22 protein-coding genes and 1 riboswitch are annotated in these 24,705 nt (G+C 69.3%); of the genes, 7 read left to right on the top strand and 15 right to left on the bottom strand.

Translation table 11 applies throughout. From position 1 onward, the window contains the following. Positions 1–19: 19 nt before the first annotated feature. Positions 20–1,459, top strand: coding sequence for a ribosome biogenesis GTPase Der (der, locus tag LG334_RS20130; RefSeq protein ID WP_404380868.1), 1,440 nt, complete (start codon positions 20–22; stop codon positions 1,457–1,459). A gap of 66 nt (positions 1,460–1,525) precedes the next feature. On the opposite strand, the gene LG334_RS20125 is transcribed toward der, so the two are convergent. From LG334_RS20125 to LG334_RS20110, 4 genes are all read right to left on the bottom strand, one after another. Then, entirely contained in the window at positions 1,526–1,921 is a 396-nt protein-coding gene (locus LG334_RS20125) for a hypothetical protein (protein ID WP_404380866.1), read from the bottom strand. 59 nt (positions 1,922–1,980) lie between these two features. Then, positions 1,981–2,199, bottom strand: a complete 219-nt coding sequence (locus LG334_RS20120) for a hypothetical protein (protein WP_404380864.1) — start codon at positions 2,197–2,199, stop codon at positions 1,981–1,983. A gap of 177 nt (positions 2,200–2,376) precedes the next feature. Next, positions 2,377–2,859, bottom strand: coding sequence for a peroxiredoxin (locus tag LG334_RS20115; protein ID WP_404380862.1), 483 nt, complete (start codon positions 2,857–2,859; stop codon positions 2,377–2,379). A gap of 69 nt (positions 2,860–2,928) precedes the next feature. Further along, positions 2,929–5,046: a protein-disulfide reductase DsbD family protein gene (locus LG334_RS20110; RefSeq protein ID WP_404380860.1), complete on the bottom strand. Its 2,118-nt coding sequence runs from the start codon at positions 5,044–5,046 to the stop codon at positions 2,929–2,931. 203 nt (positions 5,047–5,249) lie between these two features. Here LG334_RS20110 and LG334_RS20105 point away from each other — a divergent pair, with 203 nt between their 5' ends. After that, positions 5,250–5,825, top strand: coding sequence for a YqgE/AlgH family protein (locus LG334_RS20105; RefSeq protein WP_404380858.1), 576 nt, complete (start codon positions 5,250–5,252; stop codon positions 5,823–5,825). A gap of 1 nt (position 5,826) precedes the next feature. On the opposite strand, the gene LG334_RS20100 is transcribed toward LG334_RS20105, so the two are convergent. The 4 genes from LG334_RS20100 to thrC all read right to left on the bottom strand — a co-directional run bounded on the left by LG334_RS20100 (position 5,827) and on the right by thrC (position 9,182). After that, a complete protein-coding gene (locus tag LG334_RS20100) occupies positions 5,827–6,102 on the bottom strand; it encodes a hypothetical protein (RefSeq protein WP_404380856.1) in 276 nt (91 codons plus the stop codon). 42 nt (positions 6,103–6,144) lie between these two features. Then, positions 6,145–6,357 carry a hypothetical protein gene (locus LG334_RS20095; RefSeq protein ID WP_404380854.1) on the bottom strand — a complete coding sequence of 71 codons (213 nt, stop codon included), beginning with the start codon at positions 6,355–6,357 and terminating at the stop codon, positions 6,145–6,147. A gap of 147 nt (positions 6,358–6,504) precedes the next feature. After that, complete coding sequence (locus LG334_RS20090) at positions 6,505–7,764, bottom strand: M16 family metallopeptidase (protein WP_404380852.1); 1,260 nt, start codon at positions 7,762–7,764, stop codon at positions 6,505–6,507. A 20-nt stretch (positions 7,765–7,784) separates the two neighbouring features. Next, positions 7,785–9,182 (bottom strand): threonine synthase, encoded by a 1,398-nt coding sequence (gene thrC / locus LG334_RS20085; protein ID WP_404380850.1) that lies wholly within the window; start codon positions 9,180–9,182, stop codon positions 7,785–7,787. Between the two features lie 183 nt (positions 9,183–9,365). Continuing rightward, a riboswitch (SAM riboswitch) is annotated at positions 9,366–9,443 on the top strand. Between the two features lie 60 nt (positions 9,444–9,503). On the opposite strand from thrC, the gene metZ reads away from it, so the two are divergent. Further along, positions 9,504–10,739, top strand: a complete 1,236-nt coding sequence (metZ, locus tag LG334_RS20080; RefSeq protein WP_404380848.1) for an O-succinylhomoserine sulfhydrylase — start codon at positions 9,504–9,506, stop codon at positions 10,737–10,739. A gap of 146 nt (positions 10,740–10,885) precedes the next feature. Beyond that, positions 10,886–11,230: a hypothetical protein gene (locus LG334_RS20075; protein ID WP_404380846.1), complete on the top strand. Its 345-nt coding sequence runs from the start codon at positions 10,886–10,888 to the stop codon at positions 11,228–11,230. Positions 11,231–11,251: 21 nt separating this feature from the next. On the opposite strand, the gene LG334_RS20070 is transcribed toward LG334_RS20075, so the two are convergent. The 7 genes from LG334_RS20070 to mutY form a co-directional block, all read right to left on the bottom strand. Continuing rightward, positions 11,252–13,369 carry an ATP-binding protein gene (locus tag LG334_RS20070; RefSeq protein ID WP_404380844.1) on the bottom strand — a complete coding sequence of 706 codons (2,118 nt, stop codon included), beginning with the start codon at positions 13,367–13,369 and terminating at the stop codon, positions 11,252–11,254. Positions 13,370–13,386: 17 nt separating this feature from the next. Beyond that, complete coding sequence (locus tag LG334_RS20065) at positions 13,387–14,475, bottom strand: TRAP transporter substrate-binding protein (RefSeq protein WP_404380842.1); 1,089 nt, start codon at positions 14,473–14,475, stop codon at positions 13,387–13,389. Positions 14,476–14,575: 100 nt separating this feature from the next. Then, positions 14,576–16,207 (bottom strand): alpha-glucosidase family protein, encoded by a 1,632-nt coding sequence (locus tag LG334_RS20060; RefSeq protein WP_404380840.1) that lies wholly within the window; start codon positions 16,205–16,207, stop codon positions 14,576–14,578. Positions 16,208–16,247: 40 nt separating this feature from the next. Beyond that, complete coding sequence (tenA, locus tag LG334_RS20055) at positions 16,248–16,937, bottom strand: thiaminase II (RefSeq protein WP_404380838.1); 690 nt, start codon at positions 16,935–16,937, stop codon at positions 16,248–16,250. A 118-nt stretch (positions 16,938–17,055) separates the two neighbouring features. Further along, positions 17,056–17,706 (bottom strand): uracil phosphoribosyltransferase, encoded by a 651-nt coding sequence (gene upp, locus LG334_RS20050; RefSeq protein WP_404380836.1) that lies wholly within the window; start codon positions 17,704–17,706, stop codon positions 17,056–17,058. Between the two features lie 171 nt (positions 17,707–17,877). After that, positions 17,878–18,168 (bottom strand): hypothetical protein, encoded by a 291-nt coding sequence (locus tag LG334_RS20045; protein ID WP_404380834.1) that lies wholly within the window; start codon positions 18,166–18,168, stop codon positions 17,878–17,880. 146 nt (positions 18,169–18,314) lie between these two features. Then, positions 18,315–19,385 (bottom strand): A/G-specific adenine glycosylase, encoded by a 1,071-nt coding sequence (gene mutY, locus LG334_RS20040; protein WP_404380832.1) that lies wholly within the window; start codon positions 19,383–19,385, stop codon positions 18,315–18,317. 46 nt (positions 19,386–19,431) lie between these two features. Here mutY and LG334_RS20035 point away from each other — a divergent pair, with 46 nt between their 5' ends. From LG334_RS20035 to smc, 3 genes are all read left to right on the top strand, one after another. Then, positions 19,432–20,004, top strand: a complete 573-nt coding sequence (locus tag LG334_RS20035; RefSeq protein WP_404380830.1) for a DUF721 domain-containing protein — start codon at positions 19,432–19,434, stop codon at positions 20,002–20,004. A gap of 358 nt (positions 20,005–20,362) precedes the next feature. Continuing rightward, positions 20,363–20,953, top strand: coding sequence for a thioredoxin domain-containing protein (locus LG334_RS20030; protein WP_404380828.1), 591 nt, complete (start codon positions 20,363–20,365; stop codon positions 20,951–20,953). Between the two features lie 31 nt (positions 20,954–20,984). Then, positions 20,985–24,476 carry a chromosome segregation protein SMC gene (smc, locus tag LG334_RS20025; protein WP_404380826.1) on the top strand — a complete coding sequence of 1,164 codons (3,492 nt, stop codon included), beginning with the start codon at positions 20,985–20,987 and terminating at the stop codon, positions 24,474–24,476. Positions 24,477–24,705 lie beyond the last annotated feature (229 nt).

Raw genomic sequence — 24,705 nt, 5'->3', positions numbered from 1 at the left:
AGAAGCGCGTTGAAGGACAATGAGTTTTACCGTCGCCATCATCGGCCGACCCAACGTCGGCAAGAGTACCCTGTTCAATCGCCTGGTCGGCCGGCGCGAGGCCATCGTGCACGACTTTCCGGGTGTGACGCGCGACCGCAAGGAGGGCCGCGGGCAACTGGCCGGGCTTGAGTTCCGCGTCATCGACACCGCCGGCCTGGAAGAAGCCGATCCGGAAAGCCTGGCCGGCCGCATGTCGGCCATGACGCTGGGCGCGCTGGACCAGGCGGACGTCTGCCTGCTGCTGATCGACGCGCGCGTCGGTCTGACGCCCGCCGACGAACACTTCGCCAACGTCCTGCGCAAGCAGTCGACGCCGGTGCTGGTGGTCGCCAACAAGTGCGAGGGCAAGGCCGGCGAACCGGGCCTGCTGGAGGCCTATTCCCTGGGCCTTGGCGAGCCCATCGGCGTGTCCGCCGAGCACGGCACCGGCATGGGCGACCTGTTCGAGGCCCTGCAGCCCTTCGCCCGCACCGCCGCCCATGACGAGGCCGCGGCGGCGGAGATGGACGAGGGCGTCTTCGACGCCGTCGACCTGTCCGACGACGAGACGCTGGCCGCCGACGAGGACCCCAACGCCCCCGCCGTCACCACGGAGGAGGACATCGAAAAGCCCCTGCGGCTGGCCATCGTCGGGCGGCCCAACACGGGCAAGTCGACCCTGGTCAACGCCCTGATCGGCGAGGAACGGCTGCTGACGGGGCCCGAGGCCGGTGTCACGCGCGATTCCATCGCCGTCGACTGGACATTCCGCGACCGCAAGCTGCGCCTCATCGATACGGCCGGAATGCGGCGCAAGGCCCGTATTTCCGACAGCCTGGAAAGGCTGTCGGTGTCGGAGACGCTGAACAACATCCGCATGGCCGAGGTGGTGATCCTGATGCTGGACGCCAACATGGTCATGGACAAGCAGGACCTCACCATCGCCCGCATGGTGGTGGAGGAAGGCCGCGCGCTGGTCATCGGCATCAACAAGTGGGACGCCGCCGAGGACAAGGGCGCCACCATGCAGCGCATGCGCGACCGCCTTCAGACCAGCCTGCCGCAGGTGCGCGGCATTCCCTTCATCACGCTGTCGGCGCTGAAGGGCCAGGGGCTGGACCGGCTGATGCAAGGCGTGCTGGACATCCACAAGGTCTGGAACACCCGCATTTCCACCGCCGCGCTGAACCGCTGGCTGGAATACACCCTGTCGCAGCACCCGCCGCCGCTGGGCAAGACCAAGCGCCGCATCAAGCTGCGCTACATGACCCAGGCCAAGGCGCGGCCGCCGACCTTCGCCGTCTCGTGCTCGTTGCCCGACGACCTGCCGGAAAGCTACGTCCGGTATCTGGTCAACGGCCTGCGCGACGATTTCGGCATGGACGGCGTGCCCATCCGCATGCACTTCCGCAAGCCGAAGAACCCCTACGCGACGTAGTTGCCGCGGAGGTCGGAAAAGGCGCCTTCCAGAGTGAAAGCGCCTTTTTTCTTGGTTCTGCGGACCCTACGGCATGCAGGCGCGCATGGCTTCGGCATTGGTGGCGTAGCGCTGGCGGCAGCCCTCGGCCAAGGCCTCCTCGCGGCCGAGTTGGCCGGCCTTGCACTCGCTGACGGCCTGGGCGTCGCCCTCGAACAGCGTGCGGCAGCCGTCGGCCAGGGCGGCGCGCTGGATGGGAGACAGGTTTTCCGCCGGCGCCGCCTCGCCGCCGAAGCCGCTGAAAAGGCGTGAATCGGTGTCGCGCACACTGGGCACCACATAGCCGCCGCGCGCCGATGGCCCGAACCCGCTCTCGGTGTCGAAACCGGCGCCCGGCGGCGGGCGGCCCTGCGGGTCGTAGAGCGTACAGGCCGACAGGGCGCTGAGGATCGCGCCGGCCAGGATCAAGGGTCGCAGCAGCATCGGGAACTCCTTCCGTCGTGGTGCTACCGAAGTATCCCGGCCACGGGTCCTTGGCAACCTCAGCGATCGCCCTCGGGCAGGGCCAGCGGCTCGTAGCCCGGCGAGTCCTGGTCCAGCACCTCCGGCTCGTCCGGTGCCGGCGTCGGCGCCGGAACGCCGAGGTCGGCATCGTAGTTGGCGCCGGGGCGGGCCGCGAAGTCGTCCTCTATGGTGTTCTCGCAGGCCGCCATCCCAAGCGCGAGGGCGCAGGCGGCGGCGGGGGCGATCAGGCGTCGCATGGGGCATCCCCTCTTCCGTGAACGGCTGTCCTGTCCGTTCAACGGGCGGGATGCCCCCGGCGCTCAGACCATACCGGACGACACATGAAGTCGCACACTCGTCGTCCGGCAGGGCCGGCTGGCCGCCGCGCCCAATGGCGCGTGAGCCTGCGTGGCGAATTCAATCATCGACGCGTATCAGAGGTGAGCCAGCACGTTGTCGGCGCTGGAGACGTTGAACTGCTTCGGCTCCTCGACGAAAAGCTCGGTCACCTTGCCGTCCTTGGCGATCAGCGCGAACCGCTGGCCGCGCTCGCCCATGGCGTTGGCCTTGGCGTCCTGGGTGAGGCCGAGTGCGCGGGTGAAGTCGCCGTTGCCGTCAGCCAGCATGGTGATCTTGCCGGTGGCGTGGTTGGCGTCGGCCCAGGCCGTCATGACGAAGGGGTCGTTGACGGCGAGGCACACGATGTCGTCGACGCCCTTGGCCTTCAGCTCTTCGGCCTTTTCCACGAAGCCCGGCAGGTGGCGGGCCGAGCAGGTGGGCGTGAAGGCGCCCGGCACGCTGAACAGGGCGACGGTGCGGCCCTTGAACAACTCGCCGGTGTTCACCGGCTCGGGGCCCTCGGGACCGCCGAGCTTCAGGTCCATGGCGGGAAGGGTGTCGCCGACGGAAATGGTCATGTGGAAAAATCCTGTCCGTGAAAAGGAATGGGACCCCTACATGGTCGGCGGCGGCACCGGGTTCAAGCGTCAGCCGCTGGCGGGCGCGCGGGCCTTGTCCAGCGCCTCCATCACCGCGCCTTCCGTCAGCAGTTCGGGCAGCGGGATGCCCTCGGGGGCGCCGGGGCCGTAGACGGCGTTGAAGGGAATGCCGTAGCGCCCGAAGCTGTTGAGGTAGCGCGAGATGGCGTCGTCCGGGTTCGTCCAGTCCGCCTGCATGGGCACCACGCCCGGCCGTTTCAGCGCCTCGGCCACCGCTCCGCGCTCGATCACGGCCTCCTTGTTCACCAGGCAAGTGACGCACCAGTCGGCGGTGACGTCGACGAACACGGTATTCCCGGCCGCGACCAGATCGGGGATGGCGGCGCGGTCGAAGGGCTGCCAGTCGGTAGCGGCGGCCTTGCTCGGCGATGCGCCTTTCACCGGCGCGTAATAGGGCGCGGCGAAGGCGGCGGCGGCCAGCACCGCCACCAGCGACGAGGCCACGACGCCGCGCGGACGCTTGAGCAGGGCCTTGGCCCCCAGCACGGCGACGGCGGCCACCATCAGCGCCGCCACCACCAGCGCCCCGGTGTCACCGATCTGGGCCGACAGAACCCAGATGAGCCAGGCGGCGGTGGCGGCCAGCGCCACGCCCAGCACCTTCTTGACCGTCAGCATCCACGCCCCCGGCTTGGGAAGGGCGCGGGCGAAGCCCGGCGCGGCGGCCAGCGTCAGGTAGGGCGCGGCCATGCCCAGCCCCAGCGCGGCGAAGACGGCGGCGATCTCCAGCGGCCCGGCGGCCAGCGCGAAGCCGACGGCGGTGCCCAGGAACGGCGCCGTGCAGGGGGTCGCCAGCAGGGTCGCGAAGACGCCCGAGCCGAAGTGACCGGCCAGCGAGTGCGGGTTGCCGTGGCCGGCGCTCATGTCCGAGACCGCACCGGGCAGCCGGACCTCGAAAAAGCCGAACAGGTTGGCGGCGAACAGGCTCAGCAGCACGACCATGGCGATGAGGAACAGCGGCTGCTGGAACTGGATGCCCCAGCCCACCGCCACGCCCAGGCCCTTGAGCCCGGCGGCCAAGCCGGCCAGCACCAGGAAGGTGGCGATGATGCCCGCCGCCGCCGCCAGGAACGACAGGCGCACGGTGCGCCGCTCCGCCCCGCCCAGTTGGGCCACGCCCATGACCTTCAGGCTGAGCACCGGCAGCACGCAGGGCATGACGTTGAGGATCAGCCCGCCGATCAGCGCGAGGCCGAGCATGGTGCCGAACACCGCCCAGTCGATGCCCTCCGGCGCCACCGGCTGGGGCGTGGCGGGCACGGTCATGCCGCGGTCGCCCTGGACGATGGTCAGGCTGACGGGCTCGGCGTCGGGCAGGCCGCCCTCGCGGATGGGCGCGCGCAGGATCGCGGTGGCCCCGCCGTCCTTGAGGGTCACCTCGGGCGGGCCGACCAGCAGGTCCTCCGCTCCCTCGACGAAGATGTCCGGGTCGCCGGAGAGCGGCGGATCGGCGGTGACCATGGCGCGCAGCACCGGCTGCTCGCCACCCGTCTCCACCACCGCCTCGGCCAGCGACAGGCCGTGGGCCGCGCCGTCGCCGGGCACGCGGGCCTCCCAGCTTTCGATGGCGTGGGCGAACTGGCTGGGACCGCCGGGGCCGCCGGCGACGGCGAGCGCCAGTTCCGCCGAGCCGGGCACGCAGATGTCGGAACAGATGAGGTAGTCGAGGGCTGCCCTGGCCGTCAGCGGCTTGCCCGGCTCTTCAAGGCGCACGGTGATGGGGTAGATCACCTCGTCCTTGTAGCCGGCGGACTGGATGCCCAGCACGCTGAACCGGTGCGGGGCGGGGTAGTGCATTTCGGTCGCCGCGATGTTTTCCGACCCGCTCCAGTCGATCTCCGGCGGGTAACCGGCGTCGCCGGCGTCGCGCCAATAGACCTTCCAGTCGCCCTTCAGGTCGAAGTGCAGGCCGAGCGTGATCTCGTCGCGACTACCCGTCGCGCCCGCCTTGGAAATCAGCCGGATGTCCGCCTCGGGCGTTTCAACCCAGCTGGAGGAATTCAGCTCTGCCCACTGCGCCGAGGCCGGCGTGGCGGGCGGGACCGCCAGCAGGGCAAGCAGCAGGAGCGACAGCAGGCGGACGGGGTGAACCAGGACGGCGGACACGGGACGGCGGACCCCTCTTTGTTCCGGAAACGGCAATGTGAACGGCTGGTCCAGGATATGGCTTGCCCCCCCTGGAAGGACAAGCCGATTCCGATGGAGTGGTGAGGCCCTCGCGCCCTCGTGATAGACTATCGGGGCATGGAAGCGCGGAAACGGCCTCGCCGGCCTTGCTCCGCGCGCCCGTTCGGCATAAGTGGTGTGTCATGACCAAGACGCTTTCCGAGTCCGGATACCTTGTCGGCAAATGCCTGGTGGCGATGCCGGCGATGGAGGACACCAACTTCAGCCGCACCGTCGTGTACGTCTGCGCCCACACGTCTGAAGGGGCCATGGGTTTGGTGGTCAACCGCACCATCGACCAACTGTCCTTCGACGACATCCTGGAGCAGATGGACATCGAGCCGGGGGTGGGCACCCAGTCGATCCGCGTCCACTTCGGCGGCCCGGTGGAGGCGGCACGCGGATTCGTGCTGCACACGGCCGACTACCGCGACGAGGGTACGCTGCCGGTGGACAGCAACATCTCGCTGACCGCCACGGCGGACGTGCTGAAGGACATCGCCAAGGGCAGCGGCCCGCGCCGCCGCCTGATGGTCCTGGGCTACGCCGGCTGGGGCTCGGGCCAGCTTGACGAGGAACTGAAGGAAAACGCCTGGCTGATCTGCCCGCCGGACGAGAAGCTTCTGTTCGGCGAGGACAACGAGGCCAAGTGGAACACGGCCATGAAGCTCATGGGCATCGACATGAGCCGCCTGAGCGATACGGCGGGGCATGCGTGAGCTAGTGCCAGGGCTTTAGGTGGCGCCACCGCTTGGGAAAGCCCATCTTTTCGGCCGGGACGTTCGGGTGGGCCGTCAACAGGTCGTCAAGTCGCTCGTGCCACCGATGGTCAGGCGCGATCCGGTCAAGCAGAAGTTTCAACACCATCGCCTGCGTGTAAAATGTGTTGTTGTCCAGGAAGAACATGGACAGCGGCTGATAGGTGGTTGGCGCCACGGAAAAATGCCGGTTCCAGAGGCGGCCGTGGTGCGCGCAGATGTTGCGAAGAACGGTCATCGATGCACCGATGCCGGAGCTTCCCGTCGAAAATGTAGAAGTCTAGCACGTCGTTGAACGTGGCGCCTGGAACGAGGCCTCCGAGTTTGTGTCGTCGACGAACGGCTTGAAGTGGGCCGAGAGCCGATAGTAGCCGACCGTGTTCAGGTAGTGGGCCGCCATTTCGGGCGCCGGTATCCTAAGGCCCCGCCCTCGCAGGACGTCCAGGTGCTGCGGCGTTGAAAGGTGCGGCTTGGTGAACAGACGTTCGGACACGAAAAAGCCCGCCTGGTGCGCGTCACGGAAGACAAGCTTCCGGCTAAGCGAGGCGGGCTGTGTTAAGCACGACTTAACGCGCCGACGCTGGGGCCGCAACCCATTTTGGCGCAGGCTAGTGCTTTCTGTCGTGCGCGGCAACGACCCTCAAGCCGCCAGCCGGCCGCGCACCGTGTCCAGCGTTTCCATCCGCTCCAGCGGGCCCAGCGAGGCGAGCGTCATGGGGGTTTCCACCAGGCGGCGGGCGAGGCGGGTCATGTCGTCGACCGTTACCGCCTCCACCTTCTCCACCATTTCCTCCATGGAGATGGGGCGGCCGTAGGCGAGCATCTGCCGGGCAAGTTGCTCGCACCTGTTGGTGGTGCTTTCCATGCCCATCAGAAGCCCCGCCTTGATCTGGGCGCGGGCGCGGGCCAGTTCGTCGGCGGTGATGGCGCGGCCGGCCTTGAGCAGTTCGTCGGCCATGACGGGCACCAGTTCGGCCACCTCGTCTTCGCCGGTGCCGGCGTAGATGCCGAACAGGCCGGAGTCGCGGAACGACCACGCGAAGCTGTAGATGGCGTAGACCAGCCCTCGCTTCTCGCGGATTTCCTGGAACAGCCGCGACGACATGCCGCCGCCCATCAACTGGCTGAGAACCTGGATGGCGTAGACGTCGGGGTCGTCGTACTTCACGCCGTCGAAACCCAGCACCACATGCACCTGCTCCAGGTCGCGGTCCTCGCGGAATTCGCCGCCGACGTAGGTGGCGTCCTCTTCCGTGCGGCCGGAGTGGGCGGGCAGGGTGCCGAAGCGCTTTTCCACCATCTCGACGAAGGCATCGTGCTCGATGTTGCCCGACGCCGTCAGCACGGTGTGCGGCGCGGTGTAGCGGTCGCGCATGAAGTCGAACAGGGTGTCGCGGGTCATGGACCGCACGATCTCCTCGGTCCCCAGCACGGGCCGCCCGAGCGCCTGGCCCGGGTAGGCGGCGGCCTGCCAGTGGTCGAAGATGATGTCGTCGGGCGTGTCCTCGGCCTGGTTGATCTCCTGCACCACCACGGCCTGCTCGCGCGCCAGTTCCTCGGCGTCGAAGGTGGAGTTCTGGAGGATGTCGGCGATGATGTCCGTTGCCAGCTCCGTGTCGTCCTTCAGCACCTTGGCGTAGTAGGCCGTGTGCTCGCGGCTGGTGTAGGCGTTCAGCATGCCGCCGACGGCCTCGATCTCCTCGGCGATGCGGATGGCCGAGCGCGTTTCCGTGCCCTTGAAGGCCATGTGCTCCAGCAGGTGGGAGATGCCGTTGATCTCCGCCGGCTCGTGGCGGGTTCCGACGTCCACCCAGGCGCCCAGGCTGACGGTCTCCACGGTGTCCACGCGGTCGGTGCAGACGCGAAGGCCGTTGGGGAGGGTGGTGACGGAGATGCTCATTCAGGGTCCTCGTGAACGGTTCAGGAAACCAGCAGGGTCTTCTTGATATGGGTGCGCACGGCGGCGACGTCATTCTCCACCACGTCGAACCGCTCCGGGCGCTCCAGCAGGTCGGCCAGGCGCTCGGGCAGGCCGGGGCGGACGCCGCTGGCGGCCTCCACGGCGTCGGGGAACTTGGCGGGGTGCGCCGTCGCCAGCGCCACCACGGGCACGCCGGCGGGCAGCCCTTTCGCCTCGGCGGCCGCCAGCGCGATGGCCGAATGCGGGTCCACCAACTCGCCGGTCTGTCGGTAGGTGTCGGCGATGACCCTGGACGTCTGCGCGTCGTCCAGGCGCAGGCCCGAGAACAGGTTGCGGATTTCGGCCAGCGGCTCGTCATCCAGCGTGAAGCTGCCCGACTGACGGAAGCCGCTCATCAGGTTCTTCACGGCCTGGCCGTCGCGCTCGGTGGCGTCGAACAGCAGGCGCTCGAAGTTGGACGACACCTGGATGTCCATGGACGGGCTGATGGTCGGCACCACGCCTTCCATGGTCATGGACCCGGTCTCGAAGAAGCGGGTCAGGATGTCGTTGCGGTTGGACCCCACCACGAACTTCTCCACCGGCAGACCCATGCGCCGCGCGACGTAGCCGGCGAAGACGTTGCCGAAGTTGCCCGTCGGCACCGCGAAGGAGCACGCACGGTCCGGCGCGCCCAGCGCAAGCCCGGCCCAGAAGTAATAGACCACCTGGGCCATGATGCGCGCCCAGTTGATGCTGTTCACCGCGCTCAGACCCATCTCGTCGCGGAAGGCGCTATCGGCGAACAGGGCCTTCACCGTGTCCTGGCAGTCGTCGAAGGTGCCTTCCAGGGCGACGTTGTGGACGTTGGCCGAGGTCACCGTGGTCATCTGGCGGCGCTGCACCTCGGACACGCGGCCCTTGGGGTGCAGGATGAAGATGTCGATGTTGTCGCGGTCGCGCGTCGCCTCGATGGCGGCGGAGCCCGTGTCGCCCGAGGTGGCACCGACGATGGTGATGCGCCGGTCATGCTTCTTCAGCACATGCTCGAAGGCATTGCCGACGAACTGCAGGGCGTAGTCCTTGAAGGCCAGCGTCGGGCCGTGGAACAGCTCCATCATCCAGCGGTCGGGGCCGATCTGCTTGAGCGGCGCGATCGCCTTGTGCTCGAACGGCGCGTAGGAGCGCGTGGCGAGGTCGGTCAGTTCCTCGTCCGTCAGGCAGCCTTCCACGAAGGGGCGCATGACGGCGACGGCCAGGTCCGGATAGGACAGCCCGCGGAGGCTGCGGATTTCGTCGGAGGATAAGTGCGGCCAGGACTCGGGCACGTACAGCCCGCCGTCGCGGGCCAGGCCCGTCAGCAGCACGTCGTCGAAGGAAAGAGCCGGAGCCTCGCCCCGGGTGCTCACATACTTCACCGTCTTCTCGCTCCCGTCTCCCGCGCCGAAGGTGGTCCGGCGCCCGCTTCACAGAGTGCGGCGCAGGGTACAGCGCGAGGAACCCAACGGCAACACGCAACGCCGGGGTCTGGCGCCCGCATGTGGGGCGGCGGCGCGAGATCGTCAAGCGAGCGGTTGACGCAGTCCCCGGTTTCCGTTACGGAAAGTGGACGTGGTGATTTGGGCGACCGGCTTGCGGCCACGTAAAACAAACCGCTAAAAGGTCGAGGCCGCCGAGACGCAGCCCTGACCGCCACGCAAACCGGTCGGGGCTTTTGTGTTTCAGGAGGCATTCCCGCCATGGCCGACGACGCCACCCCGCGCTTTCCCGCCATCGACCTGCCCACGCCGCCGTCGCCCGACGACTGGGCACCCCGCACGCGCATGGTGCGCGGCGGACAGACGCGCTCGGCCTTCAGCGAGACGTCGGAAGCGCTGTACCTGAATTCCGGCTTCGTCTACGGCTCGGCGGAGGAAGCGGAGGCCAGCTTCAACGGCGAGGCCGACCGTTACGTCTACTCCCGCTTCCGCAACCCCACCATCGAGGTCTTCGAGACCCGCCTGGCGCTGGTGGAGGGCGCTAAATTCTGCCGCGCCACGGCGTCGGGCATGGCGGCAGTGTTCGCCGCACTGGCCTGCACGGTGCAGCAGGGCGACCGGGTGGTGGCGAGCCGCGCCCTGTTCGGGTCGTGCCGCCACATCATCGCGCAGATCCTGCCCACCTGGGGCGTCGAGGTGGAGTTCGTCCACGGCCCCGACCTGGCGGCGTGGGAGGCGGCGCTGGCGAAACCGACCAAGGCCGTCTTCCTGGAGACGCCGTCGAACCCGACGCTGGAAATCATCGACCTGCCGGCGGTCTGTGAACTGGCCCATGCGGCGGGCGCCAAGGTGATGGTCGACAACGTGTTCGCCACGCCCATCCTGCAACGGCCCCTGGCACTGGGCGCCGACGTGGTGATTTATTCCGCCACCAAGCACATCGACGGCCAGGGCCGCTGTCTGGGCGGTGCGGTGCTGACCGATGACGAGGAATGGTTCACCGACAGCCTTGCCCTGTTCCTGCGCCACACCGGCCCGTGCCTGAGTCCCTTCAACGCCTGGGTTCTGGCAAAGGGCATGGAGACGCTCGACCTGCGCGTCGACCGCCATTGCGCCAACGCGCTGGACCTGGCGCGCTTCCTGGAAAGCCGCGTCGGCCGGGGTGTGGCGCGCGTGCTCTACCCCGGCCTCGCCAGCCATCCGCAGCACGATATTGCCATGCGCCAGATGAAGTCCGGCGGCAGCATCGTCGCGGTGGAACTGGAGGGCGGCAAAGAATCGGCGTTCGCCTTTCTCAACGCGCTGAAGCTGATCGACATCAGCAACAACCTTGGCGACGCCAAAAGCCTCGCCTGCCATCCCGCCACCACCACCCATGCCTCGCTGCCCGACGAGGAGAAGGCCGCCCAGGGCCTGACGCCGGGCCTGCTGCGGCTGTCGGTGGGGCTGGAGGATGCCGGCGACCTGATCCGTGACGTGGAGCGGGCGCTGGTTTGATCCACGGCTCGACGCCCATTGCGGCAGAGTTGCGGCTGATGCCTTTCAGGATGCCCGACAATTGACACCGTTTGGTCCTGCGTCCCGCCCAAGTCCTCGGCCATTGTTCTTATAACGGACAACGAGCCGAGGATCAGGAGGAGACCATGAACCGTCTCGCCACGACTATCGCCGCCGCCGCCATGACTGCCGCCGCCGCCTTCGCGGCCCCGGCCATGGCTGGCGCGCCCGAGGATACGCTGCCGCAGGAATGGCTGGGCGAACTGGCCGACGCGCGCAACCTGCTGGCCTCGCTGAAGGAGAACGGCACCCCCGCCCATGCCCTGCGCCCGGCTGAGGACGCGCTGGAGTGCTGGGCGGCGGCGGGGCCGGATGCCATCACCTGCCGCGACGAGTTCTTCGCCCGCGTCATAGACTCCAGCTACGCCGACCCGGCCGACGTGCAGGTCGCCCGCAACGCCATGGGTGGTGCCGACATGTGGATGCGCTGAGGCAGGGGCGCCGGGCGGTTGTCACGCGACCTCCGCGTCCCGGTGGCGTCTCGCCGCCTCCGTCTTCAGTTTCGGCAGGGCGACACGGAACACCGAGCCTTCGCCGGGCGTGCTGGTGACCCAGATGCGGCCGCCGTGGCGCTCGGCGATCTTCTTGCAGATGGACAGCCCGACGCCGGTCCCGTCGTACTCGTCGCGGCCGTGCAGGCGCTGGAAGATCTTGAAGACCTTCTCGAAGTAGCGGCCCTCGATGCCGATGCCGTTGTCGGCTACCGCGATGATCCATTCGCCCTCGCCTTCGGCAAGGGTTACCTGCACTTCGGGCGCGCGGTCGGGGTGGCGGTACTTGATCGCGTTGCCGATCAGGTTCTGGAACAGGCGCGTGATTTCGGGCTCGTCGCCCAGGATTACCGGCGGGTCGTCGGGCAGCGAGACGCTCGCCCCGTTCTCGGCAATGGCGCTCGCCAGCCCATGAACCGCCGAGGCCAGCGGGCGCGCCAGCGGCAGCGGCGCCAGCGGGCGTCCCATGCGGCCGACGCGGGAATACTGCAGCAGGTCCTGGATCAGTCCGGACATGCGGTGCGCCCCGTCGACGGCATAGCGGATGTAGTCCCGCGCGTCGCCGTCCAGCTTGTCGCCGTGGCGGCGTTCAAGGAGTTGCAGGTAGCTTGCCACCGTGCGCAGCGGCTCCTGCAGGTCGTGGGAGGCGACGTAGGCGAATTCCTCCAGTTCGACGTTGGAGCGTTCCAGCGCGCGGGTCTTTTCCTGGATCACTTCCCGCGCCGCCCGGCGGGACGTGATGTCGCGCGCCACCACCACGCTGCCGTGTGGCCGGACGGGCGCCAGGTCGCGGCTGGCGACGTCCAGCTGCGGGCTCAGGGAGACCTCCACCCAAACCGTTCCGCCGCCGGGCAGCAGGAACCGCTTTTCGTACTGTGCCGACAGCGCCTCGCCGCGGCGCACGGTCCACGCCTGCTCGGCGCTGCTTTCCAGGTCGTCCGGGTGACTCAGCTCCAGCAGGTCGCGGCCGATGAGGTCGCCGCGGTCGCGGTGGAGGATGCGGGCGAATTCCTCGTTCATCTCGGCCACCTTGCCGTGGTCGTCGACCAGGGCGATGCCGGCGCCGGCGTTGTTGAAGATGGAGCGGAAGCGGCGCTCGTTCTCGGTCACCTTCCGCTGGTTCTCCGACAGCGCGCGCACCGCCCGGCGCAGAGACAGTCCCGTCACCACCAGCACAAGGGTCAGCGTCACCAGCAGGAGGAAATAGCGGGTTGTGTCCTCGCGCCACCGGGCCAGCGCCTCGGCTTTGGGAACGGCGATGCCGACGGCGAGCGGCAGGGTGCCGACCCGGTCGAAGGCGACGATGTAGTCGCTGCCGTCGCTGGCTTCGGAAACGTCGGGGGCGGCGGCGCCGGGCTCCTGCGGATCCGTCAGCGCCTCGGCGAACTGCTCGGGCATCGGCACGGGCGGGTGTTCGGCGCCGGACGTCTGCGCGAGAACCGTGCCGTCGGCGGCGTGCAGGCCGACCACCGCCCCGTCCCACAGCCGCCCCGCATGCATCTCGCGTTGCAGGACGGCGCGGTCGAGCGTCATCAGCACCACGCCCATGAACCGCCCGTCCGGGCCGGTGATGCGGCGGCTGGCGGTAAGCGGCTCGTCGGCGCCGGGCCGCACGGACAGGCGCAGGATGTCGTCGGTTTCCGTCGCGTGGGCGCTGAAGGCCGCCCAGTCGGCGAGCGACAGGTCCACCGGTTCCGGTCGGTCGTGGCGGTGCAGGACGTTGCCCTGGGCGTCCAGAACGATCGCATCCCGCACCGCCGGCACGCCGCTAAGGCCCGTGCGCAGCAGGGCCGTGGCGCGGAAACGCTCGAAGGTGTAGCGCGACCAGTTGTCGCCGAGTTCCTGCGAGAGGTCGCGCAGGGCCGCGCCGATGTTCCCCAGCGTGGCGGCGGCGTTGAACGCCAGGGTTCCGGCGACGCCGCGGGCCATGTCGTGGGCGCGGTCTTCCTCTGTTGCGCGGGAATGCCAGGCGAACCCGCCGCCCATGAGCCAGATGAGCAGGGTCAGCGCCAGCCCGATGACCAGAAAGGAGCCGGGCTGCCGGCCGGTGCGGCGGAAGTAGCGTGCGGTTCGCGACATCGTACCGGCTCCCGCACCTAGCGTGGCAGCGCTTGCAGGGCGCTCCAACGGCGCGCCTGCTCGACGTATTCGCTGAGAGACGCCACCGCGTCGGCGGCCAGCGGATGACGGGAGGCTGCTTCTGCTACCACCTCGCGGGATACGGCACGGAGACGAGCCAGGACCGGGCCGGGGAAGCGACGCACCTCTATTCCACGCTCGACGGCAGCCTCGACGGCTTCCGTCTGTCGCGCAACGCCTTCAGCCAGCCCCAGCAGGACATTCTCGCGGCAGGTCTTGCGCAGGGCAGCCCGTTCGCGTTCTTCCAGGTTGTCCCAGACGGTGCGGTTGACAAGCAGGATGTTCAGGCTGGCCGGCTGATGCCAGCCCGGGAAGTAATAGTACTTCGTGAAGTGGTGAAAGCCGAAGCTCTGGTCGATCAGTGGGGCTGCGAATTCCACCGCGTCGAGGCGGCCTTCCGCCAGCGCGTCGTAGATTCGGGCCACAGGCTCCTTTGAGGGGACGCTACCCAGCCGCTTCAGGACCTCTGCGCCGAGGCCTGCGATCCTGATGCGCAGGCCCTTCAAGTCCTCGACCGTGCGGATTTCGGATTTGAACCAGCCGCCGGCAGCGGATGGCAGCATGTCGCATGGCAGGACGACGATGCCCAGGCGGGCGTAGGCCGCTTCGAGAAACGCGAGGCCACCGCCGGTATACAGCCAGCCCGACAACTCCCAGGGAGTGGGGCCGAATGGCATAGAGCCGACAAGCCCGCCAAGGGGAACGCGATCGGCATGATAGCCCATCCAATCGAAGCCGACGGGAACGGAGCCCTCGCGCACGGCTTCCAGCAGATGCTGCGGTTCGACGATCCCGCCGGCCCCCACAAAGCGGAGGGTCAAGCTGCCGCCGGTGAGTGACTCGACGCCCGCCGAGATGCGCGTCTCGCTTTCCGAGAACGCAGCCATTCCCGGCGGGAAGGCGCTCTGCACCACCAGGTCACGGGCGTCGGCGCGCGGCGGAAAAAGCATCGCCGGCGCCAGGATCATCAGTCCCGCCGCCGCGAATCGCGCCGCCGTCATCCAACGGCGGTGGCGGCGGGTGCGGATGACGGTCCTCTGGCCCACGGCGATCCTCCCCAGTCGGTATAATACCGGCCGTTACCCCTTCGGTTGTGGAAACTGTAATACGTCCGCGCCATTGGGGCCATCGGCCAGTACGGAAATGTCAGCGCGTGCCGAACCACGCGCCCCAGCCGTCCAGTTGCACAGCGCCGTCCGCGGCCGGGGCGGTGGCGGTCCAGCCGTGGCCTTCCGCGGCCGCCAAGCCGGCCGGCAGGGTCACCGTCGCCGGCTCCGCCCCAAGGTTGAACGCGCAGACGAGGCGGCTGCCGTCATGCTCCCGCACAAAGGCGAGCACCGGGTCCTCGGCGGGCAGCATCGCCAGGGTGCCGAAGCGCAGCGGGTCCTGCGTGCGGCGCCAGGCAACGAACCGTCGCCAGCAGGCCAGCACCGACTCGCCGTCGGCCTCCTGCCGCGCCACGCAGCGCTCCAGGTGCTCCGGCGGCAGCGGCAGCCAGAGGTCCGCTTCGCCCGAGTCGCTGAAGCCGCCGGCGGGCGCCTCGTCGGTCCAGGGCATGGGGGTGCGGCTGCCGTCGCGGCCCTTGAAGTGGGGGTAATAGGTGATGCCGTAGGGGTCGCGCAGGCGATCCCGCGGCACGTCGGCTTCGGTCAGGCCCAGTTCTTCCCCCTGATAGACGCAGACCGCGCCGCGCAGGGAAAGCAGAAGGGCGTTGAACAGCTTGGCCGAGGCAGGCGACCCGTCGCCCCAGCGGCTGGCCACGCGCTCAACGTCGTGGTTGGAGAACGCCCAGCACAGCCAGCCGGAATTGATGTGCGTCTCCACGTGATCGATGGCCTCGCGCAAGGCCGTCGCGGTGCCGGGCCCCTTCATCAGGCCGAGCGTGTAGGCCATGTGGATGCGCGGGTCATGGGTCTGCGCCGTGTAGTACTCGGCGCGCTCCAGCGGGGTCATCTTCGCCGGCTCGCTGCCCACTTCGGCGATGGCGAAGGTGTCCGGGTAGTCGTCCATCACCCGGCGCAGGCGCATGAGCACGTCCACCGTTTCCGGGTGGGCGAGGTCGTTCTCGTGGAGCTGCATGTTGTAGGGGCGCAGCGCGACGCGGCGCGTCGGATGCGGCGGGTTGTCCGGCATCTCCGGGTCGCTGACCATGAAGTCGACGGCGTCCAGGCGGAAGCCGTCCACGCCCCGGTCCAGCCACCAGGCTGCAATCTCCTCCAGCGCGTTGACCACCGGCTCGTGCCGCAGGTTCAGCTTGGGCTGGGTGCTGAGGAAGTGGTGCAGGTAGTACTGCCGCCGCCGCGGCTCCCACCCCCAGGCGCCGCCGCCGAAGACCGACAGCCAGTTGTTGGGCGGGCTGCCGTCGGGCTTGGGGTCGGCCCAGATGTACCAGTCGGCGTGTTCGCCCTCGCGCGAGACGCGGCTGTCCTTGAACCACGGGTGTTCGTCGCTGGTGTGCGCCAGCACGAAGTCGATGAGCACCTTGAGCCCGAGGCGATGCGCCTCCGCCACCAGCCGGTCGGCATCGGCCAGCGTGCCGAACATGGGCTCGACGGCGCGGTAGTCGCTGACGTCGTAGCCGAAGTCGTGCATGGGGGAGGCGAAGAAGGGCGAGATCCACACCGCGTCCACGCCCAGCGACGCGATATAGGGCAGTTTCTCGATGATGCCCGGCAGGTCGCCGATGCCGTCCCCCGATCCGTCGCGGAACGAACGCGGGTAGACCTGGTAGACCACGGCTCCGCGCCAGTGGTCCTCGGGGTTGGCGGCGCCGGTCATGTCGGGAGGTCCGTGTGTGGTGGAAGGAAGAGGGGCGGGATCAGCCGCGCGCGGGCGCGAGGCCCATGTCCCAGAAGCCGATTTCCAGGCGGGTGGCGGTCTCGAAGGTCTGGCGCAGGGTGTTCCAGCGCCCGCTTCCGATGGGCTCGGCCCCGATGCGGCGCTCGGCGACCTTCTCGATCAGCCCGCGCGCGCCCGCGGCCACCTCCTGGTACTCGGCGTCGGAATACATTTCGATCCAGGCGCGGTAGGGGTTGCCCTCGATCTTCGTGTCGGCGTGCTTGACCATCCAGGCACCGATCTCGGCGTAGCCGATGACGCAGGGCGCCAGCGCCACCAGAAGGTCCAGCAGGTCGCCGGAGTGGCCGCGATCCAGCACGTAGCGGGTGTAGGCGATGTTGGCGGGGTCTTCCGCCACCTCGGCCATCTGGTCTTCCGTCAGGCCCCATTCGGCGCAGTATTTCACATGCAGCGCCATTTCATGGTTGAGCAGCGCGTCGGTGACGGTGACCGCATGGCGCATCTCGTCCAGGTGCTCCGCCTTGGAAACGGCCAGCGCCCAGGCGCGGCTGAAGTGGATGAGGAACAGGTAGTCCTGCGTCAGGTAGTGCCTGAAGCAGTCCTCCGGCAGCGTGCCGGCGGCAAGCTGGCGGCAGAAGGCGTGGTGGACGTAGGCCTCCCACGAATCGGCGCAGGATGCCTTGAGGTGCGGGTAGATGTCCGCGCTCATGCCTGTTCCCCCTCCAAATGAAGAACCAGAGCCCATTCCGATCAGAAATGGGCGAATAGGGCGCCGACTGGGACCCCGCGCCGGTCAGGCGCGAGAGCCGCAGTGGCGCCTGAACGTCTTATTTGGTCCCGAACAGCCGGTCGCCGGCATCGCCGAGGCCGGGAACGATGTAGGCGTGGTCGTCCAGGCGCTCGTCCAGCGAGGCGACGTAGACCTGCACGTCCGGGTGCGACTCGTTGAAGGTGCGCATGCCCTCGGGCGCAGCCACCAGGGCCTCGAACAGGATCTGGTCGTCGGTGACGCCGTGGCGGTTCAGCACGTCGACGGCATGCACCGCCGAATGGCCCGTCGCCAGCATGGGGTCGACCAGGATGAAGGTGCGGCCGCCGGCTTCCGGCAGTTTGACCAGGTATTCGCTGGGCGTGTGGGTGACCGGGTCGCGCACCAGGCCGATGTGGCCGACGCGGGCGCCGGGCATCAGCTCCATCAGCCCGTCGGCCATGCCGTTGCCGGCCCGCAGGATGGGCACGATGGCGACCTTCTTGCCCTGGATGACGGGCGCGTCCATGGCGACCATGGGTGTGTCGATGCGCCGGGTTTCCAGCGGCAGGTTGCGGGTGATCTCGTAGCCCATGAGCAGAGAGATCTCGCGCAGCAGGGTGCGGAAGGTGCGCGTCGAGGTCGTCTTGTCCCGCATGTGCGTCAGCTTGTGCTGGATCAGCGGGTGGTCGAGGACGTGCAGGTTGGGAAACTCGGGGTGCGTGGTCATTGTCGCGCCGTCCGTGATCGGGGTGTCTCTGGTGGAGGTACGCGCATCCGGCGCGTCCGCGTTGGCCGCCTTATAGCACCGCACCGCCGCCGATCCCACCCCCGGACGCGACAACGCCCGCCGGGTGGCGGGCGCGCGCGGGTTTGGGGTGGCAGGGCGGGAATGGGATGGTCAGTGCTCGCGGTGCTGAAGCCGGCGGTCGAGCCCGCCCGGATGCTTCTCGCAGCACTCGCGCAACTGGGCCAGAAGCTCCAGCGCCGCCTGTTTGCGGCCGTCCCGGAGCGCGGCGGAGACTTCATCGAGCATCATCTGGCGCAGGGCCGGGTTGCCCCATTCCTTCTGGAGGAAGGCATAACCCTTCTCCACCGCGACGATGTCGGGCAGGTGCTCGTGATGGGCGATGACCATCAGTTCCTCGGGGGTCAGGTCGCTCAAGGCGATGCAGTCCTGAAGGGTCAGCATGACGGAACCTCCCTTGGACGGTGGACGACATGAAACGGGTCGTCCTTCATGCCCCGATGATAACACCGCCAAGCCTCCGCCTTTAGGGGGAAACGACGCTGCATCGCATCAATTCCGCACGATGTTTCGGGGAATTTTAGCGGCAATCAATCCAGGGCGCCGGCGAGGCTGTGCTTCACCACCTTGCGCATGACGGTGGGCAGCGCCTGCCCGCCCATTTCCGTCACATCCACCCAGCGCCCGGCATCTTCCGGTCCCGGATGCGGCAGGGCCGCCGTCAGCACCGCCAACTCAAGATGGAAGTGGGTGAAGGTGTGGCGCACCAGCCCCGGCAGCGGGCGCCAGCCTTCCACGGCAACGGGAGCGTGGGGCAGGGCGTCTGCGGGCGTCCAGGTGGTGTCTTCCAGCCAGGGGGTGGAGGGGACCTCCGTCATGCCGCCCAGCAGCCCCGACTCGGGCCGCTTGCGCAGCAGCGCCCGCCCGTCCCCGTCGATCACCCAGAAGGCGACGCCCCGGCGCACCGGCTTGGCCGTCTTGCGGCGCTTTCCGGGAAGCTGGTCCTGAATACCTTCCGTCTGCGCCGCGCAAGGCTCCCGCCACGGGCAGCCGAGGCAGGACGGCGAGCGCGGCGTGCAGACCGTCGCTCCCAGGTCCATGACCGCCTGGGCATAGTCGCCGGCGCGCCGTTGCGGCGTCAGCGTCGCGGCAAGGCGTTTCAGTTCCGTCTTGCTGTCGGGCAGGGGCTCGGTGACCGCGAAGAGGCGCGCCATGACCCGCTCCACATTGCCGTCCACCACCGTCGCCGGCCGTCCGAAGGCGATGGCGGCCACGGCGGCGGCGGTGTAGGCGCCGATGCCGGGCAGGGCGCGCAGGGCGTCCTCGGTGTCGGGGAAGACCCCGCCATGTTCCCCGGCCACCACCTTGGCACATTTGTGCAGATTGCGGGCGCGGGCGTAGTAGCCGAGCCCCGCCCATTCCGTCAGCACGTCGTCCTGCGGCGCGGCGGCCAGGTCCGCCACCGTCGGCCAGCGCGACAGGAACCGCTCATAATAAGGAATGACGGCGGCGACGGTGGTCTGCTGCAGCATCACCTCCGACAGCCACACGCCGTAGGGGTCGGGCGCCGGCCCGCCTGGCGGCGTGCGCCACGGCAGGCGGCGGGCGTGGCGGTCGTACCAGGAAAGCAGGGCGTCGGCGGAGGCTCTGGACGGCGGCATGGTTCGGGTCTAAGTCTCGCGAGGATCAGAAGCGGCGCAGGGTGCCATGGACGACAGCGGGAAGAAAGAACCGGCGGCGAAACGCAAACCCAAGGCCGGCGGCTGGGGCATCCGGCCGTCGGAGGACCGCCGCAACGGTGCCGTCAGCCTCGACCAGGTGGGCATGAAGCTCATGCGCCCCCTGCTGGGCAAGCGCGGGTTGGGCGAGGGCGACATCGCGTTTCACTGGGAAAGCATCGTCGGCGGCTCCATGCTGGCGCGCGAGTCGGCGCCGGAACGCATCGTCTTCCCCAAGGGAAGCCGGACGGGCGGGGTGCTGCACCTGCGGGTGCCCAACGGCGCGCTGGCGGCGCAGCTGGTGCACCTGACGCCGCAGATCATGCAGCGCATCAACGGGTACTACGGCTATCCCGCCATCGCGGATGTCCGCATCCACCAGCGCCCCCTGCCGCCCCGACCCAAGCGCCCCGGTGACCCGCCGCCCTTGGCGGAGGAAGAGCGCCGGGCGCTGGACGTCAAGCTGAAGGACATCGACAACCCCAAGCTCAAGGCGGCGCTGGCGGGCCTGGGGGAGGCGATGACGCGGCGGGGGAAGGGAGGCGGGGGCAAGCGGGGCTGACGGGGTGCGGCGAGGCCACAAAGACACCAAGAACACCAAGAAACCGGGAGAACGCGGATCAGCGGTGAGCGCTTTTTGACCAAGAGAGATTGCGGCTGCGCCGCAGGCACTTATTGCTCTATCCGCTGACGCAAGGCGTTGCCATCAGCACACCTTCTGGGTGTTCTTCGTGTCTTGGTGGCCTCGCTGCACCACGCCCGCCGCCTAAGCACCACCACACCGCTTGCCGCCCCGCCGTCGCCTCGCCTAAGATGCGCCACAGTGGCGCGGCAGGCTGTCCGTCGGTGGTAAGGGTCCGCCGGCACCGGCCGGCGTCGTTTCCCACCGCCGCAGTCCAAGCCGCACAGAGGAGACCTCCGTGAACCGCATCGCGTTCCTGTTTGCCGCCTTCATCCTGGTGCTGGCCGGCCCGGCCGCCGCCCAGTCCGACCTCGCCACCAAGGAGTACCAGGAGCGCGTCATGGGCGACCCCGACGCGCCGGTGACCATTCTTGAATACTCTTCGCTCACCTGCGGCCACTGCGCCAATTTCCATGCCGACGTGCTGCCCGAGGTGAAGGCAAAGTACATCGAGACCGGCAAGGCCAAGCTGGTCTTCCGCGACTTCCCTCTGGACCCCCTGGCCGCCGCCGCCGCCCTGGTCGCGCGCTGCGTGCCCGAGCAGAACTACTTCCCTTTCCTGGAAACCCTGTTCGCCGGCCAGGAGAACTGGGCCCGCGCCCAGGACCCGCTGAAGGCCATCCAGGGCTACGCCCGCCTTGCCGGCCTGTCGGCCGAGGGGTTGAGCGCCTGCCTGAACAACGAGGGCCTGTTCAACACCATCCAGCAGGTCAAGCAGCAGGGTCAGCAGGAATACGGCATCTCCGGCACCCCGACGCTGATCGTCGACGGCGAGGTGCTGCCCGCCTACACCGCGCTGCCCGACGCCCTGGCCGAGGCGGTGGAATAGTCCGCCGCGGCGCGTACCAGGGTAATCCGCGTTGATCCGTTTCTCCCGCCTGCGCCTGACCGGCTTCAAAAGCTTCGTCGACCCGACGGAGCTTTTGATCGAGCCGGGCATGACCGGCATCGTCGGCCCCAACGGCTGCGGCAAGTCCAACCTTGTCGAGGCGCTGCGCTGGGTCATGGGCGAAACGTCCGCCAAGCAGATGCGCGGCGGGGAGATGGACGACGTCATCTTCGGCGGCACCTCCCACCGCCCCGCGCGCAATATCGCGGAAGTGACCGTCGGTCTGGACAACCGCAGCCGCACGGCACCGGCCCTGTTCAACACCGCCGACGAGCTGGAGATCGTCCGCCGCATCGAACGCGGCAAGGGCTCCAGCTACAAGGTCAACGGCAAGGAGACCCGCGCCAAGGACGTCCAGTTGCTGTTCGCCGACGCCGCCACCGGCGCCCGGTCCACGGCCATGGTCAGCCAGGGGCGCGTCGGCGCGCTCATCAACGCCAAGCCGGCCCAGCGGCGCGGGCTGCTGGAGGAAGCGGCCGGCATCTCCGGCCTGCACACCCGCCGGCACGAGGCGGAACTGCGGCTGAAGGGCGCGGAAGCCAACCTGCAACGGCTGGAGGACGTGCTCCAGGCGCTCAACGGCCAGCTCGGCAACCTGCGCAAGCAGGCCCGCCAGGCCGCGCGCTATCGGGCGCTGTCGGAACAGATCCGGCAGGTGGAGGCGCTGGTTCTGCACCTGCGCTGGACGAAGGCCATCGACGGTCTTGAGGTTGCCAAGGCCGCCTTCCGCGACGCCGAGTCCCAGGTCGCCGACCTCACCCGCGCCGCCGCCGCCCATTCGCGCGAGCAGATGGAGGCGTCCGAGGCCATGCCGGCCCTGCGCGAGGCCGAGGCCGAGGCCGCCGCCCGCCTGCAACGGCTGGTGCTGGCGCGCGAACAGCTCGACGCCGAGGAAAAGCGACTTGCCGCCGGCCGGCAGGAAGCGGAACGTCGCCTCGCCCAGATCGCCGACGACATCCAGCGGGAAACCGCCCGCGCCCAGGACGCCGAGCAGGCCGTCGCCCGGCTGACGGAGGAGCGGGACGCGCTGGTGGAGGCCTCCGCCGACGAGGCCATCGAGCAGGAAGAAGCGCGCGAGGCACTGGCCGTCGTCACCGACGAGGTCAACGACCGCGAGGCCGAACTCACCCGCCTGACCGAACAGGCCGCGACGGACGAGGCCCAGCGCAGGGCCCTGCTGCGCCGGGTGGAGGAGTCCGAACTGCGTGCGGAGCGGGTCGAGCGTCGCCTGAAAGAGGCCGAGGACAGCCGCGCCTCCGCAGCCGCCGCCGGCGTCCCGGCCGAGGACCTGGAGTTGGCCGAGGAACGGCTCATGGCGGCGGAAGAGGCGGTGGAGACCGCGCGCCTCGCCCGTGCCGAGGCCGACGAGGCGCGCGATGCCCGCCAGTCCGACTACGAATCCGCCCGCGACGCGCTGCAGACCGAAAGCGCGGCCCGTGCCCGCCATACCGCCGAAATCGACGCCCTGGCAGACCTGCTGGCGGCGGAGCGCGAGGCCGACGACCTGGAAGGGCTGGGCGCGCCGGTGCTGGATGCGCTGACCGTGGCGCCGGGCTTCGAGCAGGCGCTCGGTGCGGCGCTGGGCGCTGATCTTTCGGCGCCCGAGGCCGACGACGGCCCGCGCCGCTGGCAGGCGCTGTCGCCGCTGCCCGATCCGGCGCCGCTGCCGCCGGGCGTGGAGCCGCTGGACCGGCACGTCTCCGGCGCCCCCGCGCTGGCGCGCAGGCTGGCGGCGACGGGCGTGGTGAAGGACCGCGAGACGGGGGCTGCGCTCGCGCGCGAACTGGCGCCGGGCCAGCGGCTGGTGACGGCCGAGGGCGACCTGTGGCGCTGGGACGGGTTCGCGTCGGAGGCCGGGGCACCGTCCGCCGCCGCCACGCGGCTGCGCCAGCGCAATCGCCTGAACGAGTTGCGCGAGGCGCTGGAGGAGCACGACGCCCGCGTGGAGGCGGCGGAAAACCGGGTGGAGGACGCCCGGCTGGCCGTCGATCACGCGCAGGAGGCCGCCCGTACCGCCCGCGATCGCGAACGCACTGTCGAAAGCGCCCTGACCGAGGCGCGCAACCGGCAGGTGGAACTGTCGCGCCGCAACGCCGCGACGGAAAGCCGCCTCTCGGCGCTCGATCAGACCATCGAGCAGCTTGCAGGCGACCTCGCCGAGGCCCGTGCCCAGGCCGAGGAGGCCCGCGAGGCGCGCGAGCGCCTGGGCGACGGCGGCGCCGACCGGGGCCGCATCGACACGCTGCGCACCAGGGTGGCCGAGCTGCGCACGCGGCTGGCCGAGGCGCGCTCCCAGCATGACCGGGTGTTCCGCGAGGCCGAGACCCGCGCCGCCCGCCTGAAGACGGTGGAGGACGACCTGGCCTCGTGGGCGCGGCGCAAGGAGGGCGCGGCGGGGCAGTTCGCCGAGCTTGAGGCCCGACGCGAGGCGGTGATGGAGGAGCTTCAGGGGCTCGCCGAGCGCCCGGTGGAAATCTCGGAGCAGCGCGAGGCCCTGGCGGAGCAGATCGACCGCGCCGAGACGCAACGCCGCGTGGCCGCCGACGCGCTGGCGGACGGCGACAGCCGTTTGCGCGAGGCCGACCGCGTGCTGCGCGATGCCGAACACGCGCTCGCCAAGGCCCGCGAGGACCGGGTGCGGGCGGAAAGCGCCGTGGAAAACGGCCGCTCTCAATGTCAGCAGATCGCCGCGGCGGTGTCGGAGCGACTCGACTGCAAGCCGGAGGACACGCGCGCGCTGGCGGGGCTGGACGACCCCGAGGCGCCGGCCGCCCCCGACCTCAAGGAGGCCGAGGACCGACTGCAACGGCTTTCGCGCGAGCGCGAGATGATGGGGCCGGTGAACCTGCGCGCCGAGCAGGAGGTGACCGAGCTGGAGGAGCAGGTCCAGACCCTGACGGCGGAGCGTGACGACCTGGTGGCCGCCATCGCCCGCCTGCGCCAGGGCATCAACGAATTGAACCGCGAGGGCCGCCAGCGCCTGCTGGCCGCCTTCGAGAAGGTGGACCGCAACTTCCGGCAGTTGTTCGTGCGGCTGTTCGGCGGCGGCCGGGCGCACCTGGCGCTCACCGAATCCGATGATCCGTTGCAGGCGGGGCTGGAGATCATGGCCTCGCCGCCGGGCAAGCGGCTGCAAATTCTGTCGCTGCTGTCGGGCGGGGAGCAGGCCATGACGGCGCTCGCGCTGCTGTTCGCCGTCTTCCTGGTCAACCCCGCGCCCATCTGCGTGCTCGACGAGGTGGACGCGCCGCTGGACGACGCCAACGTGGACCGCTTCTGCCACATGCTCGACGAACTGACGCGCATGTCGGAAGCCTCGACGCGCTTCCTGGTGGTCACCCACCACCGCATGACCATGGCGCGCATGGATCGCCTGTTCGGCGTCACCATGGCCGAGCGCGGCGTCTCGACGCTGGTGTCGGTAGACCTGAACGAGGCCGAGCGCATCCGCGACGCCGGCTGACGGCAGCGGCCTCTTGTGCGCACCCGCCCTGACGGGTAGTATGCCCGCACCGTGCCTGGGTGGTCTCTAACTCTCTGTTATCGAACGATTTTCAGCCTGCTGCGCCCGGTGACGGGCAGGGTTTTACGGCTTGACAGGGGGGCAGGCAAACCTTATGGTGCGCGCGATTTTGAGGGGGCTCACCCACAGTTTCGCGCGGTGCTCTGCGCATCGGGACCGGTCGGCGCAT

Source organism: Caenispirillum salinarum (assembly GCF_044803115.1).
GTDB classification, from domain to species: Bacteria; Pseudomonadota; Alphaproteobacteria; order Rhodospirillales; family Rhodospirillaceae; genus Caenispirillum; species Caenispirillum salinarum_A.
Note: the sequence above shows the minus strand (reverse complement) of the source record. Positions and strands in the feature narration are given on the sequence as shown.

Excerpts from the sequence above, each read along its gene's own strand:
- der (WP_404380868.1), top strand. The coding sequence starts at position 20 with ATGAGTTTTACCGTCGCCATCATCGGCCGACCCAACGTCGGCAAGAGT.
- LG334_RS20125 (WP_404380866.1), bottom strand. The coding sequence starts at position 1,921 with ATGCTGCTGCGACCCTTGATCCTGGCCGGCGCGATCCTCAGCGCCCTG.
- LG334_RS20120 (WP_404380864.1), bottom strand. The coding sequence starts at position 2,199 with ATGCGACGCCTGATCGCCCCCGCCGCCGCCTGCGCCCTCGCGCTTGGG.
- LG334_RS20115 (WP_404380862.1), bottom strand. The coding sequence starts at position 2,859 with ATGACCATTTCCGTCGGCGACACCCTTCCCGCCATGGACCTGAAGCTC.
- LG334_RS20105 (WP_404380858.1), top strand. The coding sequence starts at position 5,250 with ATGACCAAGACGCTTTCCGAGTCCGGATACCTTGTCGGCAAATGCCTG.
- LG334_RS20100 (WP_404380856.1), bottom strand. The coding sequence starts at position 6,102 with ATGACCGTTCTTCGCAACATCTGCGCGCACCACGGCCGCCTCTGGAAC.
- LG334_RS20090 (WP_404380852.1), bottom strand. The coding sequence starts at position 7,764 with ATGAGCATCTCCGTCACCACCCTCCCCAACGGCCTTCGCGTCTGCACC.
- metZ (WP_404380848.1), top strand. The coding sequence starts at position 9,504 with ATGGCCGACGACGCCACCCCGCGCTTTCCCGCCATCGACCTGCCCACG.
- LG334_RS20075 (WP_404380846.1), top strand. The coding sequence starts at position 10,886 with ATGAACCGTCTCGCCACGACTATCGCCGCCGCCGCCATGACTGCCGCC.
- LG334_RS20070 (WP_404380844.1), bottom strand. The coding sequence starts at position 13,369 with ATGTCGCGAACCGCACGCTACTTCCGCCGCACCGGCCGGCAGCCCGGC.
- LG334_RS20060 (WP_404380840.1), bottom strand. The coding sequence starts at position 16,207 with ATGACCGGCGCCGCCAACCCCGAGGACCACTGGCGCGGAGCCGTGGTC.
- tenA (WP_404380838.1), bottom strand. The coding sequence starts at position 16,937 with ATGAGCGCGGACATCTACCCGCACCTCAAGGCATCCTGCGCCGATTCG.
- upp (WP_404380836.1), bottom strand. The coding sequence starts at position 17,706 with ATGACCACGCACCCCGAGTTTCCCAACCTGCACGTCCTCGACCACCCG.
- LG334_RS20045 (WP_404380834.1), bottom strand. The coding sequence starts at position 18,168 with ATGCTGACCCTTCAGGACTGCATCGCCTTGAGCGACCTGACCCCCGAG.
- mutY (WP_404380832.1), bottom strand. The coding sequence starts at position 19,385 with ATGCCGCCGTCCAGAGCCTCCGCCGACGCCCTGCTTTCCTGGTACGAC.
- LG334_RS20035 (WP_404380830.1), top strand. The coding sequence starts at position 19,432 with ATGGACGACAGCGGGAAGAAAGAACCGGCGGCGAAACGCAAACCCAAG.